Genomic DNA, 14,753 nt, shown 5'->3' on the forward strand with positions numbered 1-14,753 from the left:
ATTAAACCCCGATAGCGCTTCTTGCAGCTTCAAACACATCGACACCATTTAACCGACGCACCATATTAACAATATCAATAAAGATTTTTTCCTCGCCTTTTATCCGAAGCTCATATTTTTTAAGGCTAACAGAGACTTTTAACTGAACTTTTTCGCCAGACTTCCATGTACCAAAATCGAATTCTTTCCAACTACCACTCAGCGCCATCGTTACTTCAATTGTCTCTTGATCCTGCTCAATAGCACCCCGAAGCGTAACACTTTGCATTTTACCGGGAACCAACCCATAAGCTTTAAACAGCTCAGAATCATAACTTGCGATGGTAAAACTACACTCTAATTTCTCCATCCCTTGATCAAGCTCCAGCGGCGCATCCATTCCACCAGCTTTAAACTCTTCAGTTTTTATCGTTAATTTTGGAGGAGAAACTTCTTCTACAACACCAGCATAACCTTTACCATCAACAAATAAGTTCATAAAGCGTATTGTTTGTGGTAACATCAAATCACCTCCTTCAAATAGCCGTTAACCATCTGAGCACGAAAAGTTAAATGCTCTGCAGGCGCAAAAGCGCTGAAGTCGTAATCAAATTTAATTTTTCCTTGTTGAATCTCACTGGGAGAGTTAATTTCTTTATCAACCCAGCAACGACCACCCGCAATAGCGCCAATACTCGTCAAATAAGCCAAATAATTGTTAACACCTTCGGTAACATCTTCAACATAGGTTTTAGTAATATTTCGATCCACAGCCCACAAGTGATTTTTAACTAGGCTATCCGCGATCATATCATTAGTAATAACAACATTTTTAAATACCCATTTGCTATCAGCCGAACAAGTACGATCACCCCATACCCTAAAACCGTTTTGACGTATAGTTGTTGTAACCTCTTTAGAATTTAATAGGTTTGCACGACAAGTTGTATCATCCAAAGTAAAATCAATTGGACGACACAAAGCGTCAATGCCATAGATTATTTGATTCGAGTTGGACCACCAGAAACCTAACGTGTTATGCACTCTTGACATCACACCAGCATGGCGAGCAGAAGGCGGCTGAACTATATAGCTACTGCTGACTACATCAAATACTTTGTACCAAGGATCAACAACTTCACAGCGACGACTACCAAATTTTTCACGATACGCAATTGCAGCCGCATTAGTAGTATTTGGACCATCAAGGATGGCATAACCTCTCAACTTATCTGCAACAGATATCAACGCATCAGCCACAGCTTTTTGAGATGAAAAAGCAGGAGCAATAAGAATTTTAGGCGGAAACTTTACTTCACTTTCTGCACCAAGCAGTGCCTCTATCCCTTTTAACTGCTCTGTCGTTTCGTCAACACCGCCAATAATATTACTCTGCGTTTTTTGAGGATCAACATCCTCTTCAACACGTATAACAATCACAACAGCGCCCGCCTGATCAAAAATACCATCAAGCGCTTGTGGCAATGTTCCGTCATTACCTAACTTTGCCGACTCTCTTCGACTACCAGCAATCAAGACAGGTACATTTAGTGGAAACTTATCACTATCAGCACCTGGTGCTGTACCAACTACACCAATAATGCCACTTTGAACCGTTCTAATCGGTCGCGGGCCACTATCTATTTCAATGACCTGAGCACCGTGTAAATATTGATCTGTCATACAGAACCTACAATCAAGCAAAAAAAAAGCTTTGAGTCTCAAAGCTTCATTTTTTTATTAAAAAATAAGAGAATTAAGGCTTAATTTGATACAAATCGAATAAAGAAGGTTTTACTGAATTAGACCACTTTCGACAACGATCAATAAAATCATACATTTTATTTTTTTCATCATCAGTCCCTGTCCGATCAAAAGTCAACTGTTTACCATATGAGTAAAACCTTAATATATAAGCTTCACAACGATCATTAATATCAACTGCACTCAATTTATCTGACGAATAATCATAACTCTGACTATGCATTTAACCCTCCATCAAGATCCTGGTGCTGCGTCATAAGGATTTTCACCGTACATAGATGGCCAATACCCCCACTTAGGATTATCTCTACGAATAGGAACAATCCCAGACACCACGGCTGGCCAAATAAACAACACCTCTCCAGATGATGTATTGACATACGGGTGAGCATGTATGTATCGACCAGGACCGCCCAAAATATTAGTACCACAAACACCCCACTTCTCATTCACATCTTGCAACCACCAACCAGTAATACTTCCAGCTACCAACTTTGCATATGATGCAACCGTTACCGCCCCGGACATATTACAAATCGGAGATGGATAAATAGAATGAGCACTATGAGAATTCGGCTGATATCCACTCCATTCCATTTTTATAATACGAATTCTTGGTTGAAAATGTTGCTGCCCCGAAAGCCCCATTGAAGTTAAAACGTCAATTTCTTCAATGTCTCTATCTTCCCACTTAATACCGCTAATAATTTCTCTGTACAGCGAAATATTAATAGTATATTTGTCGTTTTTTGTATAAAAATCTAAGTCCGTACCTGTTATATTTCCAAATTGATTTCTACTTTGCCGAAAAATCGCATTTTCAAGTCTAGCTTGAACCATCATTTTCTGGAATTCATTAACAGCCACATCAACCCGACTATCAATTTCACCAATTTTATTTGAAACCACACTTGTAAGTTTGTTTGCTGCATCAACAACATCTGTAATACTTTCAGTTAATGACATTATCCCTCCCTAAATCATTTATTTTTTTTACCAACTCTAACAAACAAAATGATTGCTGCACTTGGCGCTGCATAATTGTCAAATGAGATTTTGCAAGAATGGCTAAAGGCTGATCAAAAACCAAGTTTACATTTTCATAACCCACAACAACATTTATACTGTCAGTTGGCAAAGGCTCAATATTAACAGTAAACCACTGAACAACTTTCACATTTGGAGAGCGATAACCCAATGTCTTACTTTCTTTAGAGTAAACGCCTAGCAACGTACCATCTGACAAAAAAACACCTATTTCACGTATTGCATACTCCAATGGATTATCAAAAACTGCAGCCATCCTTAAAGTTCTACCATCACCCTGATAATCACTAATCGCAACACGCTCACATTCTCTCAACAAAGTAAGCTGAGAACGACTTGGCGTATAAGCTCCATCACCAAATGCAATATGGCTAATTTCCCCTTTTAGCCCCAAACTTTTAGCTGAAATAAGCTTTTCTAATCCTGCATCAGTAAACTGTAATTTCAACGCTGCCATTAAATAACTCCTTCAAATTCGATATCGCTGGCAGAATATTGAAAAGCACCTGCCGCAATTGTTGTACAAATACAAAATATCTTTGGAGCAACAGGCACAACATTTAAACCAAAATCCACCACTGACAATTGACCAAAAACCCCACCTACAGATACACCTACTTTAGTGTTTCCAGGTACCAACGGGTCAGACAAGCCTGTCCAGTCAATACAGTTAATTTCACTGCCCATACATGCAGCAAAAGAAAAACCCTCATCAAATGAAATACCTAGCTCAACATCAAGATGTATAACCCCTCGCTTAGCGCTTTCAACAACAGAGAAAACCTGTTGCAACATGGACTTTGTAAAAAGGCCATCATCATCAACCACATTCTCATTAAGCAATGCAACTACTGTCGCAGTTCCTGGCTGCTGACTACCGCCAGGCTCCCACCACTCGCGCAAGAAAGCTTTAATATTTAAACCATCTAAAACCTTCTGAACAGCGTAAGGCGTAGCTTTAAAACGATGCACATCAAATGAATTTTGTACAACCTTACGTTTTACCGCCTCTGGCCACTCATCATTCCACTCGTCAACAGAAAAAGCCCAAGCAAGCCATGGCAATAATTGCACCGGACAATTAAAAGGATTCCATAGCGTTTTAATCAAGATGGGTAAATCAGTTGATTTATTAGCGATAAATTCAAGATCACGCTCTAAAGATGAAGCATTTGGCGGCATTAAACTATTCATCTACGCCACCTATTTTTATATTAATACCAACACAATATGCTGCTTGATGATAATCAACTGTGAGATTAGCTGTAGGACTAATTAATTTGACGTTATGAACACCTGGACGGTGCAAAGCTGCATACAGCCCTGATAATGTCACGTCATAACCAAGCCTATGGGTATCCTTTGTGTATTGTGATAATGCATTTTTAGCATCAGCAAGTACTACCCTTGCTGATGGCCCAGGCAAAATACTCAATTCAGCAACAACTGAATACTCAAGAATATGAGCACTAGAGACTGTTAACTTGTCACCCAATGGCCTAACTTTTGATGAACCCAATGTTTTAGAGCCGTCATCAGTCAAACCAAAATAATTACGCACGACTCTAACAAGCTCAGCACCAGCCCCACCATTACCTTCTCTACTTAATATTGTAACGACCATCTCGCAAGGACTTGGACTCGTAGCATCTGCATCAAGAACCTCTGCGCTTGCTGACAATGCATGAAAAATATAAGCATCAGTACTACCAGCTGTATTTAATCCGTCAAATGCCATCTGAATTCGACGCCGGTAACGATCATCTTCTTCAGCTATATGCGGCACAGGCGGATTTGAAAGCAGATTTTCATCTTGGAGCACCAAACGACCAACATTATAACGAGCACCGATAGCATCTAAGTCATTACCTTGCGCTGATGCCAACATATTAGCGCGTGTAGCATCATTAATTTTGGCTTCTAAAATCAACTCACGATAAGCAAATGCCTGCAAAGCTACGGCCAAAGGCTCTGACTCTAATGCTAAAACATCAGCATACTTATCATTAATACCTAATAAAATATCTTTTAATTCACTATATTTTTGCTCAAAATCAGGGGAGTTAATAACATCAGGCACAGGTATTTTCGATAAATCTAATAGTTTAAATGCAGCCATAACACTATTTTATTTCCAATCCATCAAGCAAAATTGACTCACCATCAATCAGATATTCACCCTCAATATCAATCAATAAAACACCAGCACCAGACCTATAGACATACACTTTTCTAACCTTAATTCGAGGCTCCCAACGCGCCAACGCTTCTGCTGTTGCAGCATAAACATCAACTGCCCATGCCTCATTTGTCGGCTGATCAATTAAGCTAAAAATATTAGAACCGTAATCACGCCGATATACTCGACTTCCAATGGGCGTAGTTAAGATATTAAGTACTGACTGACGAAGATGATCAATACCAGAAGTGGTATAACCAGTTTTTACATTCATCCCTTCCATATGACTACTCAGGCTTATCCGTTTTTGATGGACCAGATTGCACACCTTTGTGTACATGATTAATTTGCGAAATAGAGCCTGCGACTTGATCACCAATGCTCGTTATTTTTCCTCCAACACGAACACTTCCAGCAATATCAACATCACCTACTAATGAAAAACCACCACTTGCCACCATCGCCACTGTAGCGCCAGCCGCTAAATTAAGTGAAAAATGATGTTTTTGACGATCATAGCTAACAACAGAGCCATCCAAAAATCGCTTACACTCAATATTCAAATCATTAATACTCGGACGACAACTGAGCTGATAGAGACTACAAACTACAACACCTTGCGCGAAATCACCTGAAGGGCAAGCGACTAAAACCTGCTCTCCCTCATCCAACGGAGACCAATCAACATTTCCACCCGCCCTCAACACCCCGCGATCAAGCCACGCGCTGACAAGCTCACCATCTGTCACTTTCACACGACCATCAGTTCGCTGCTCCACCACCGTACAAACACGAAACAAGTTGTGCAATAAACGATCGATTTCAGATACCTGAAAGCTCTGCATATCCATCTCCCCGAGCAGAAAAAGCAACTTCGACAGGCCTTATACCATCTGCATTCCAAAATGACCGACCAAGATAAACTGTTTGATCCCACTCAACGATCCACGACTCATAACCATGCTCACTTAAGTGGCGAAAATTACCTGGAGAAATTTGTATGCGCGCCGGACGATCTAAAACACCACCCTCAACCCAAATACCACTATTCCAGACATGCTGTGCAATGGCTGCGGCAAACTCCCTCACCTCTTTTGATATAGAGTTTTCTTGAGAGCTATTTTTATAACCAATTACACAATGAATAAAAAATTCACACTCAGCAGGATAGCGACCATCACCACGATCACTACCAAAATTAATTTCACTTAACTCAAATAAACAAGCGGGCGTAGAAACAGAAGAGTCATCAAAGCAGGCTTCATCGTACGAATATACATTTATGGCAGGAAAAGCCTTTTTAACACTAGCTAATACTGCATCATTAATAGCAGTTAACGAGGTTGAAACCATAAGCTACTTACCTTTACTTTTTATGCTTTCATAGTTCAATTCCTGCCGAAGCTTCTTAAAAATTTGAGCTTGAGCACGACCATATATTCGCTCAATAATCGGTTTTACTCGATCTTCAATCGGCATAAAATAGCGCTTAATGGGTAGCCTATTATCACTTACACGCTCATAGACTCCAGTTTTCCAATCTTCCCACCGCCCAGCCTGATAAGCTTTAAAAACACCATCAAACGAATACTTTCCAACCTTATAACCTTTTTTGGTTTTTCGTCCCTTACCTATTTTTATGGGATCAACACCCAACAAACCAGACCAAAAAGAAGCATATTTTTTATTCGACTTTGGAGAAATAAGGCTTAATTTAAACCGTTCTTTTAATATTTTTTGAGATATACCTATATTGGCACTGACTTCCTTCAAAACATGATAACGAAACCACCTAGCTGTTTTATTAACAGCTCGATTTGCCGCCCGATTAAATGCTGCTTCACTAATCTCAAATTTATTCAGCGTCATTTTTATAAGCGTGGTGTCAGCTTCAACCGAAAAATCAATACTACTTGAGTTGGATACCCTCATCACTAAACACCATGAGCACCAGAACGCCAACTACTATTATCTTCGTTAGGCTGATATGACTTAAGAGGTATATGAGTCTGGACATTGTTCTGATATTTTGACTTGAAAGGCAGTACTGTATAACGCTCACTATCAACAATAACAGCATCTCCAGCCGCGCCAGGAATCAATGCAGTCTCAAGCACCAATACGGGTTGCACAGCTGAAACATCAACTTGAGAAAAAGTATCTCGTCGTTTAGCACTTGCAGAAATAACAGCATTATTTTCAACAAACAACGCTCTTACTTTAACCTCCCGCCCATCATTAAAAAGCCATAAAGCATCAATACCAAACTCATCTAGCAACTCACGAAAAGCCCTAAGCTGAATACTCTTACGCATTAGTAGGCCTTTTACCCATTTTGCATTCAACCAGAACCCCAGGCTGCGCGCATAGCGGTAAAATATTTGATTGAGAGTGAAGATCATAACCACGACCCATTCGTCTTTGCTCAAGCTTAGCGTAATAGCGTTGACCTAAAGTACCTGCAGTTTCATTGAAATCTGCGGGAGCAATCGCGGTGAAAAACGTATTTAGAGTGCCATCAGGGTAAGCATGGCCTTCACCAGCGTTTACGAACCTCCGCTCTTTGCCATCAATATTGACATGCTTTCCACGATGCTCACTAAAAGTCAGCCCACCAAACTTAAAACCTTTACGCGAATCGCCACCTAGTCTATTTACGGCCGCCTCGTGACCTATAAACACCTCCCTCACCGACTCATGCGCAATCAGCTTATCAAAAAACTCCGGAGAGACATCCACGCTAACCCCCGTCATAACATCACCGCGCAAATGATCTTCAGTAATACGCAACACTTGCCTGCACGCTCCAGATACATCAGACTTTTCATTATCTAAATCAAAATAAACTACGGGCTTAGCAATACCAAAAGCCGCAAATAAGTCATGCAACACAGAGCCGTCTGCATCTAAAATCTTACCTTTCTTCGCACCCATTCTTAAATGCTCATGCGTTATGTCATGACTAGCCTTTAAAGTCTCTAAACGCTCTTTAACAAGCTGAGATCGCGCAACTAACGTTGTAGTACCGAACCCCCGCAAATCAGCGTACTCAGAAGGCAAAATTACATCATCCAAAGGCAAATGAGGAACAACAAATGACTGAACCTTGCGCTTGCCACGTTCCGCATAATTCTCATCAGACCCAGGCTCTCGCGATTGAATCAAAGTAAGAACACCATTCCGCTCTTCAACAAGAATGGTTCTCGTACTTACCTTCTTTTCGCGAGAGAACAGCTTTCGGCTATCACCATAAGCGGTTGGCAAAGCATTAATAGACTGAGTCAATGAAGCGACCTTGAATGAAGGATGATCAAATGGATCAGCCGTTTCAACAGACATATATAAACCCTCAAAAACAAAAAAACCCGCAAAAGCAGGCTCCCTAAAAATAAATAATTAAAAATTACTAACGAATTTTAATACCTAATTTCTTCAGCTCAGCAATTGCTGCTTGCTTATGCTCATCTGTAGCCTCTGGAGAAAACACCAACCCTCTCTTCAGAACCAGCGCATGTACGTCTACTATTGTGTTTTTTGCCACAACAACACCAACAGGTTTCTTTTCACCGGCTGCACCAGCTGGATTAATCAAATCACCAGCCGCATTAACTACAGCACCCAGCTCAACAGCCTTTAAAGTCATAGTTGAACGGCTATAGCCGTTTGGCGCTTCATAGAGCAAAACATCTCGAATATTTTTAGGCTCTGTATGCATAGCCATAAATCACCTCTTTACTGATCAGCCTGACACATTTCAAGCAGATAATTACGCTCACTGCTCGAAGCTAGCGGGTTAGTAATATGATTCTGCAGATTACTGCTTTCAGCTCCCACTGAGAGTATGGAAAACAATTTTTCTTTTGCTGCATCAAGCGACAAATCAGATAACATAAGCTCTCCAGCCAGATCAGCCCGACCCATAGCCTTACATGACTGAAAAATACCTGTCAGACGAGTCTCCGTATCAGTCTTATATTCGCTAACAGCTTCACCAACAGCTAATTGCTTTTTCTTTTCAAAATCAGCACTGAACTCCGCTACAGCCTCCTGTTTTGCTTTTTCCAAATCAGCACTAAACTTTTCAGTAATGACAGACTTAGCTTCTGACACTGCAGCATCCAACTGTGCTTGCGTATAACTAGCACTAACTTCTGATTCTTTGTTTTTACCAAAAAACATGCTTGACTCCCAATCACCACCAATCAAATAATCAAAAAACTCATCCTGCGACATAACCCGATCAACCAAACCACGGTCAACCGCATCTTGACCATGAAATATGCCTGCATTAAAAGACTTAACTTGATTGACTGAGATACTTCTAGCTTCTGCAACTAATTCAAAAAACTCACGACTTAATTTTTCAATTAGCAGATTTAAGCGTTCACGCTCATCATTTTTTAACTGTTTATGCGGGGAAAAGTCAGACTTAAAATCACCAGAAACGAACAACTCAATATTTAACCCAAGTTTTTTATTATATTCAGTCTGATCTAACCGACCACAAATAACACCTATACTCCCAGCGCTTGCCGTACTTGTTAAAAATAATTGATCACAACAACAAGCCAAAGCATATGCTGCAGAAAAACAACTTTCATTTATAAAGCCTAAAATAGGCTTTTTACCTCGCATACTTAAAATATGACGAGCTAGATCAAAACACCCTGACGCTTCACCACCACCAGAATCAAACTCAAAAATAATTAAACTCACATCTTCATCATTTAACGCTGCATCAAAGTCACGCCGAATTAACTCGTAACTACGTATAGTCATACAATCTGCGTCAATCTGCCCAGCGCGATGAGCTAAACCACCAATTACAGGCACAACAGCCCACCCTTCTTGTGTCACATGATAAGGTCTATCAGACTTATACTGCCCCGTGTTTGCTAACATTTGCACAGTTGACGCATCAATAAAAAAACGATCCTGCAAAGCAACTGCTATCGCAGAAAGCTCACCAGCTCTCATCAACATTGGCGTGTTAAAAATCCGCTGAGCCAAAATTGGCAATAGATTTCTACTCATTATTTAACACTGCCTCCCACGCCGAGCGTTGATCTTCTCCTGATCCATCCATATAACGAGGATCAGAATCAAAACGTAACTTATGCTTATCAACAATCTTGTTAGTATCAGCAATAAATTCCAACAGATCCTCCATGTCATAACCTCGTTCCGCCTGCTTATCAGATAAAGGCGCAAACCCTGAACGCACTTCACCAAGGTCAGTAAGGTATGTTTTTAGAGGATCAACCTCCTCCCATCGTGGTTTTTGCCAGTTGATGCGATTGTAATAACGTTGACGCTCTAAATAATCACTTATATGAATAGCACCACTAGCAACACTGCAATCCATAAACCAACGACCTATTGGCCGACACAACTGATGTATTATCATGTTGTGCTGAATTTGCTGACAAAGCCGCTTAAACTCTAACAATCCTGCACGAATAGAACTGTAATTGACGTTTTTCAAATCACCCGTCAACATCTCATAAGTAATACCTAACCCTTTCGCGATGCCAAGTAACTGATTGCGAAGCCAAGGCTCATACGTTGTTCCAACATCCGCTGGTGATGAAAATTTAACTTCATTACCAATTGGCAAATAATTAATAGTGCCAGGATTCATTGTCGTAACACGTTTTGAACCTTTTGTTTTTTGCTTACCAAACGGAGGATTACTTGCACTATTACCACCGCCCGCCTCATAAACAAACGCAGCAAAAAGCGCAGCTGTTTTCTTACGAACTAATTCAGCATCTTCATATTGATCAAGCTCATTCAAGCGAGATAAACAGTTTGAAATCCATGGAGCAGATTGTTTCTGCCCTGGCCTATCCAGTCGATAAACATGCAGGACATCCGCCGCGTTAATCCAAACTGTTTCACCAAAATTTGTGACAGAATAAACTTCAGCAGGATGGCTAGTGTAAAAACAATATGCTTTTCGCTTTCCAAGCTTACTAAAAAGAATACCACCTTTAATAAAATCACCATTTTCCAGTGGCCCCTCTGGAATATCAGTGGCCAACATGTCTGGTTCTACCAGCTGTACCTGGAGAGGAACGACCAAGCCAGAATTCAAAGGCATAATTTTTTTTATAACAAAAGCCGCACCCGAACTCACAACCGTTCGAAAAGCCAATGTTTGCAAACCGTAGAGATCAAGAACTTCATCATAATCAGCTTGCTCTGACCAATCACCCCAGAGAAGTTGTAACTCTTTACGCAACCCCTCCTCTTGTATACGCCAGCGAGGGGTTAACCCTTTGCTTACAGCTGCAGCCGTCCATGCAGCAATACCATTAGCTACCCACGGATTATTTCGCCAAAACTGGTGTGAACGATCACGTAAATTACGAATACCACTACTAACCGCATCATCGGGACCAAACTGACCAACATTGTCAGCCCAGCGATGACCATTACCAGCCCCTTCATAAGCCGCAACAGATGCCGACGGCACAACTAACCCCGAGCTTAACGTGTCGTAATGCGCTATATTCAAACTCATTAAATTAAACCTTTTTCTGAAACCACGACACTAAAAGCCTCTATGCCTTGTGATACTGCGATTTCAGATTCAATTTCACGACATAAATTGCGCAGTTGAGGCAAGTCAGCTGCAGCATATTCATTTGTTTGATTTGAGCCACCAATACCTGAAAAACTTACTTTAACTAAACGCTTTCCTACAGCTAGTTCTCTAATTGCTTTTTTTACTGCAATTAAATCGTCTACAGTCCACAATGCAAAATCGCTCATAATTCACCGTCATATACTCATCCAGCTACTTTCAACAACACCATCATCTTCATCCCAATCTTCTTCGCTATCATCATCAAGCTCACCAGTGATAATCTCAGTTAAATCAGGATTTAATATCCACAACAACGCAAAAGCATAAACGAGCAGGTCCCACGCTTCATTTCGTGCTTTAGATGGGTTTTTAAAAACTCGATAAGGAATTCCGTTTTTATAAACAGTTTCTACAACTTCAGCTGTTAATTGTTCAAAATAATCCGTTTCAAATTCAGGACTTTTAGGAAAGTGAATAAAAAATCGACCAGGATATTTATAGCGCAAACGCTTTGCTAAACGACTTTTTATTGCATTAACTCCCAGTGTATAAAGTGGAATTTTATAGATATTATTTCGAGTTGGCGGCTTGATTGCAGGAGCCGAATAATCATTACCACCACGTACAGCTACACACTGATCTGCATGATATGCACAAAACTGCATCATCGTGTCATAGAAATGGCCTTGCACATCAACTGCAACCGCAGTTATACCCATTAAAAAACCACAGGCATGCGTATATTGACGCTCCAACGCTTTCTCTAACTGCTTTTGAGTCTTGGGGTCATCAGGCTGGCCATAAAACACTTGACGATTTAAAAGCCAGCACTCCTCCCCCTCACCATAAGCAACTGTAGTCATTTCCAACCGATCATCTTGAGTATCAATTGAACCTAAGATAATTCGGGCACCCTCTGGAATTAATAAATCATGACCATCTCCATAGGGTTCTCGACGATCAAATAAAGGCTTCCAGTCAACTTCAACCTCAGTTTCCTTATAAGTCTCTCCGCGGATAGTATTTACGTAGACCACTTTTTCATCGGGATCATCTTTCACTTCATCCCAATACTTCGCCAATTTTGACCATTTAGCATTAGGAAGATCCGAATATGCAGCCCAAATATGAAAACCCGCATGACCAAAAATTTTGACTTCACAACAGTGTTTGCATATTGGCCGGCCATTGCTATCCCACCGCTCAGGCTCCTGCTTACTGTCACAACAAGTAAAAGCTTTTAAGGATCGCCACTCACCTGCACTGACCATTTCTTTTTTGTCAGCTTCATAAATATCTTTCTTACACGAAGGACAAACAAAATGAGCAAGCTCTGGATGGCCTTCTTGCCAGCGAAAATTTGACCATTGTAAAACATGCTTATGAGCACAGTGGGGGCAAGGAACATGATAATAACGCTGATCAGAACGAAGAAATTCTTTCTCAATACGGCAAGAGCCAGCAATGGTTGGCGTAGAACCCGCAATAATTTTGCGATTAAATGCAGAAAAAGTTCGACCTTCACCTTGGCGAACAGGATCTCCATCTTTACCAGTATTAATTGGGTACGCACTCATTTCATCAAAAATAACGATACGCACCGTAAGACGCCTAAAGCCTGTTGGAGAGTTAGCTCCAACTAGCGTTAGACTTCCACCTGGATAAACTTTTTTCAGTAAAGTGTCATCTTCACGACTTACTTTACTTTTCAACACTGGAACATCGCGCAGCATTGGCGCAATTTCATCTTTAGAAAAACCCTCAGCATCATCAATTGTTGGTTGTACAACCAACATTGAACAAGGATCTGCATCCATATAGTAACCAATAACCAAGTCTACAATCTTGGTATATCCAACCCGCATCGACTTCATTACTGTAACCCGTTCTTCTTCAGGGTCACTCATGGCATCAGCAATGCCAATTTGGAAAGGTTTTGTTTTCCACTTACCCCCACCATGCTGTTCAGGCAAGATATAATTTTGATCACCCCACTGGCTAATCGTCAGGTTCTGCGGCGGCGTCCAAGTCGAACTCACACTCGTCCAAATATGCCTTAAGGCAGGATGGAATAGGCTCATCTGCTAAATCCGCTAATGCTTCATACAACAAACCCCTAAGCACTTGCTTGTCTTTTATTGTCAAACCTGGCAACTCTGTTGCAGCCTTACCTTCAATTGCTAAAACTTTAGAGCGTGCTGCAGCAACCAAACTGCTGTAAATATGAATACAAACATCTGTAGGTATTAGCGTTTTAAGTGCTAGCTCATTTTGAATTCTTCGCGCCCTTCTCTGCTCACGAACATTCAATGCTCGCTCAGTGTCATAATCGATTTCCGGCTGACTATCACAAAAATCATCGTCGGTTTCCGCTTTACTTAATGTCTGAGTCTTATACGCAACATATGCATGAATACATTTAAGAGGATCCATGCCATTACGCCCTTTAGCTGCTGGCAAAACCCCTTTTGTTATCAAGTTCCTCACTTGCCTATCAGATTCCAAACCCAACAATGTCGCAATTTGTTTTTGCGTGAATTTTATTTCAGGATTAAACAACTCACTCATCAGAAAACCGGAAACCGGAAACCCATTTCAAAAAATTTTATAGACAGTGAAACGGTGCGGGCTTAGTACCCGAACCACACAAAAAGCTCAAAAGGACCCATAAAAATTTAGAGTGCCACTCAAAAAAAGTGCAACCCGAAACGCCACCCAAGTGCAACTCAAACTGCCACCCAAGTGCAACTCAAAGTGCATCCCAAATGCCACTACCCCAATGAATACGCGGTGTCTAGTGAGTAGCATTTGCAGCAACAACAAATGTACAAATGTTGCAAACAACAAATGATCATCTGAACAAATGAGCTAAATCACTCAAGACAACCCAAGCAACAACCACCACCAAAACACAAAACAACATATGTACAAATGTTGCAAACAGCAAATGATCATTTGAACAAATGAGCTAAATCACTCAAGACAACCCAGGCAACAACCACCACCAAAACACAAAACAACATATGTACAAATGTTGTAAACAACAAATGATCATCTGAACAAGCGAGCTAAATCACTCAAGACAACCCAGGCAACAACCACCACCAAAACACAAAACAACATATGTACAAATGTTGTAAACAACAAATGATCATCTGAACAAGCGAGCTAAATCACTCAAGACAACCCAGG

General features: G+C 40.7%; 19 protein-coding genes. All 19 read right to left on the reverse strand.

Features of this window, described 5'->3' with window-relative positions; all coding sequences use genetic code 11:
* Nucleotide 1: 1 nt before the first annotated feature.
* The 19 genes from ACQ96U_RS26020 to ACQ96U_RS26110 all read right to left on the reverse strand — a co-directional run bounded on the left by ACQ96U_RS26020 (nt 2) and on the right by ACQ96U_RS26110 (nt 14,129).
* Nucleotides 2–502, reverse strand: a complete 501-nt coding sequence (locus tag ACQ96U_RS26020; protein WP_431724206.1) for a phage major tail tube protein — start codon at nt 500–502, stop codon at nt 2–4.
* On the reverse strand, nt 502–1,662 hold the full coding sequence (locus ACQ96U_RS26025) for a phage tail sheath protein (RefSeq protein WP_431724207.1): 1,161 nt from the start codon (nt 1,660–1,662) through the stop codon (nt 502–504). The genes ACQ96U_RS26020 and ACQ96U_RS26025 overlap by 1 nt, the downstream gene beginning before the upstream one ends.
* A gap of 73 nt (nt 1,663–1,735) precedes the next feature.
* Nucleotides 1,736–1,966, reverse strand: a complete 231-nt coding sequence (locus tag ACQ96U_RS26030) for a hypothetical protein (protein WP_431724208.1) — start codon at nt 1,964–1,966, stop codon at nt 1,736–1,738.
* Between the two features lie 11 nt (nt 1,967–1,977).
* Nucleotides 1,978–2,709, reverse strand: coding sequence for a hypothetical protein (locus tag ACQ96U_RS26035; RefSeq protein ID WP_431724209.1), 732 nt, complete (start codon nt 2,707–2,709; stop codon nt 1,978–1,980).
* Nucleotides 2,696–3,247 carry a phage tail protein gene (locus ACQ96U_RS26040; RefSeq protein ID WP_431724210.1) on the reverse strand — a complete coding sequence of 184 codons (552 nt, stop codon included), beginning with the start codon at nt 3,245–3,247 and terminating at the stop codon, nt 2,696–2,698. The genes ACQ96U_RS26035 and ACQ96U_RS26040 overlap by 14 nt, the downstream gene beginning before the upstream one ends.
* Nucleotides 3,247–3,984 carry a phage tail protein I gene (locus ACQ96U_RS26045; RefSeq protein ID WP_431724211.1) on the reverse strand — a complete coding sequence of 246 codons (738 nt, stop codon included), beginning with the start codon at nt 3,982–3,984 and terminating at the stop codon, nt 3,247–3,249. Before ACQ96U_RS26045 ends, ACQ96U_RS26040 begins: the two co-directional genes overlap by 1 nt.
* Entirely contained in the window at nt 3,977–4,909 is a 933-nt protein-coding gene (locus ACQ96U_RS26050; protein ID WP_431724212.1) for a baseplate J/gp47 family protein, read from the reverse strand. Before ACQ96U_RS26050 ends, ACQ96U_RS26045 begins: the two co-directional genes overlap by 8 nt.
* Before the next feature lie 4 nt (nt 4,910–4,913).
* Nucleotides 4,914–5,243, reverse strand: a complete 330-nt coding sequence (locus tag ACQ96U_RS26055; protein WP_431724213.1) for a GPW/gp25 family protein — start codon at nt 5,241–5,243, stop codon at nt 4,914–4,916.
* 13 nt (nt 5,244–5,256) lie between these two features.
* A complete protein-coding gene (locus ACQ96U_RS26060; protein ID WP_431724214.1) occupies nt 5,257–5,814 on the reverse strand; it encodes a phage baseplate assembly protein V in 558 nt (185 codons plus the stop codon).
* Nucleotides 5,792–6,322 (reverse strand): hypothetical protein, encoded by a 531-nt coding sequence (locus ACQ96U_RS26065; protein WP_431724215.1) that lies wholly within the window; start codon nt 6,320–6,322, stop codon nt 5,792–5,794. The genes ACQ96U_RS26060 and ACQ96U_RS26065 overlap by 23 nt, the downstream gene beginning before the upstream one ends.
* Nucleotides 6,323–6,325: 3 nt before the next feature.
* Nucleotides 6,326–6,901: a phage tail protein gene (locus ACQ96U_RS26070; protein WP_431724216.1), complete on the reverse strand. Its 576-nt coding sequence runs from the start codon at nt 6,899–6,901 to the stop codon at nt 6,326–6,328.
* A gap of 2 nt (nt 6,902–6,903) precedes the next feature.
* Nucleotides 6,904–7,284, reverse strand: coding sequence for a head-tail joining protein (locus tag ACQ96U_RS26075; RefSeq protein WP_431724217.1), 381 nt, complete (start codon nt 7,282–7,284; stop codon nt 6,904–6,906).
* Nucleotides 7,277–8,308, reverse strand: a complete 1,032-nt coding sequence (locus ACQ96U_RS26080; protein WP_431724218.1) for a major capsid protein — start codon at nt 8,306–8,308, stop codon at nt 7,277–7,279. The genes ACQ96U_RS26075 and ACQ96U_RS26080 overlap by 8 nt, the downstream gene beginning before the upstream one ends.
* Before the next feature lie 67 nt (nt 8,309–8,375).
* A complete protein-coding gene (locus ACQ96U_RS26085) occupies nt 8,376–8,690 on the reverse strand; it encodes a head decoration protein (RefSeq protein ID WP_431724219.1) in 315 nt (104 codons plus the stop codon).
* A gap of 11 nt (nt 8,691–8,701) precedes the next feature.
* A complete protein-coding gene (locus tag ACQ96U_RS26090; RefSeq protein ID WP_431724220.1) occupies nt 8,702–10,003 on the reverse strand; it encodes a S49 family peptidase in 1,302 nt (433 codons plus the stop codon).
* Complete coding sequence (locus ACQ96U_RS26095; RefSeq protein ID WP_431724221.1) at nt 9,996–11,495, reverse strand: phage portal protein; 1,500 nt, start codon at nt 11,493–11,495, stop codon at nt 9,996–9,998. Before ACQ96U_RS26095 ends, ACQ96U_RS26090 begins: the two co-directional genes overlap by 8 nt.
* Nucleotides 11,495–11,746, reverse strand: a complete 252-nt coding sequence (locus tag ACQ96U_RS26100) for a hypothetical protein (RefSeq protein ID WP_431724222.1) — start codon at nt 11,744–11,746, stop codon at nt 11,495–11,497. The genes ACQ96U_RS26095 and ACQ96U_RS26100 overlap by 1 nt, the downstream gene beginning before the upstream one ends.
* A 9-nt stretch (nt 11,747–11,755) precedes the next feature.
* A complete protein-coding gene (locus tag ACQ96U_RS26105) occupies nt 11,756–13,600 on the reverse strand; it encodes a phage terminase large subunit family protein (RefSeq protein ID WP_431724223.1) in 1,845 nt (614 codons plus the stop codon).
* Nucleotides 13,560–14,129: a hypothetical protein gene (locus ACQ96U_RS26110; protein ID WP_431724224.1), complete on the reverse strand. Its 570-nt coding sequence runs from the start codon at nt 14,127–14,129 to the stop codon at nt 13,560–13,562. Before ACQ96U_RS26110 ends, ACQ96U_RS26105 begins: the two co-directional genes overlap by 41 nt.
* Between the last annotated feature and the right edge of the window lie 624 nt (nt 14,130–14,753).

It is taken from the genome of Zooshikella sp. RANM57 (assembly GCF_050749885.1).
GTDB lineage: Bacteria > Pseudomonadota > Gammaproteobacteria > Pseudomonadales > Zooshikellaceae > Zooshikella.

What these genes read in the sequence shown, in the direction of transcription:
- ACQ96U_RS26020 (WP_431724206.1), bottom strand. Translation starts at nt 502, where the DNA reads ATGTTACCACAAACAATACGCTTTATGAACTTATTTGTTGATGGTAAA.
- ACQ96U_RS26025 (WP_431724207.1), bottom strand. Translation starts at nt 1,662, where the DNA reads ATGACAGATCAATATTTACACGGTGCTCAGGTCATTGAAATAGATAGT.
- ACQ96U_RS26030 (WP_431724208.1), bottom strand. Translation starts at nt 1,966, where the DNA reads ATGCATAGTCAGAGTTATGATTATTCGTCAGATAAATTGAGTGCAGTT.
- ACQ96U_RS26035 (WP_431724209.1), bottom strand. Translation starts at nt 2,709, where the DNA reads ATGTCATTAACTGAAAGTATTACAGATGTTGTTGATGCAGCAAACAAA.
- ACQ96U_RS26040 (WP_431724210.1), bottom strand. Translation starts at nt 3,247, where the DNA reads ATGGCAGCGTTGAAATTACAGTTTACTGATGCAGGATTAGAAAAGCTT.
- ACQ96U_RS26045 (WP_431724211.1), bottom strand. Translation starts at nt 3,984, where the DNA reads ATGAATAGTTTAATGCCGCCAAATGCTTCATCTTTAGAGCGTGATCTT.
- ACQ96U_RS26050 (WP_431724212.1), bottom strand. Translation starts at nt 4,909, where the DNA reads ATGGCTGCATTTAAACTATTAGATTTATCGAAAATACCTGTGCCTGAT.
- ACQ96U_RS26055 (WP_431724213.1), bottom strand. Translation starts at nt 5,243, where the DNA reads ATGAATGTAAAAACTGGTTATACCACTTCTGGTATTGATCATCTTCGT.
- ACQ96U_RS26060 (WP_431724214.1), bottom strand. Translation starts at nt 5,814, where the DNA reads ATGCAGAGCTTTCAGGTATCTGAAATCGATCGTTTATTGCACAACTTG.
- ACQ96U_RS26065 (WP_431724215.1), bottom strand. Translation starts at nt 6,322, where the DNA reads ATGGTTTCAACCTCGTTAACTGCTATTAATGATGCAGTATTAGCTAGT.
- ACQ96U_RS26070 (WP_431724216.1), bottom strand. Translation starts at nt 6,901, where the DNA reads ATGAGGGTATCCAACTCAAGTAGTATTGATTTTTCGGTTGAAGCTGAC.
- ACQ96U_RS26075 (WP_431724217.1), bottom strand. Translation starts at nt 7,284, where the DNA reads ATGCGTAAGAGTATTCAGCTTAGGGCTTTTCGTGAGTTGCTAGATGAG.
- ACQ96U_RS26080 (WP_431724218.1), bottom strand. Translation starts at nt 8,308, where the DNA reads ATGTCTGTTGAAACGGCTGATCCATTTGATCATCCTTCATTCAAGGTC.
- ACQ96U_RS26085 (WP_431724219.1), bottom strand. Translation starts at nt 8,690, where the DNA reads ATGGCTATGCATACAGAGCCTAAAAATATTCGAGATGTTTTGCTCTAT.
- ACQ96U_RS26090 (WP_431724220.1), bottom strand. Translation starts at nt 10,003, where the DNA reads ATGAGTAGAAATCTATTGCCAATTTTGGCTCAGCGGATTTTTAACACG.
- ACQ96U_RS26095 (WP_431724221.1), bottom strand. Translation starts at nt 11,495, where the DNA reads ATGAGTTTGAATATAGCGCATTACGACACGTTAAGCTCGGGGTTAGTT.
- ACQ96U_RS26100 (WP_431724222.1), bottom strand. Translation starts at nt 11,746, where the DNA reads ATGAGCGATTTTGCATTGTGGACTGTAGACGATTTAATTGCAGTAAAA.
- ACQ96U_RS26110 (WP_431724224.1), bottom strand. Translation starts at nt 14,129, where the DNA reads ATGAGTGAGTTGTTTAATCCTGAAATAAAATTCACGCAAAAACAAATT.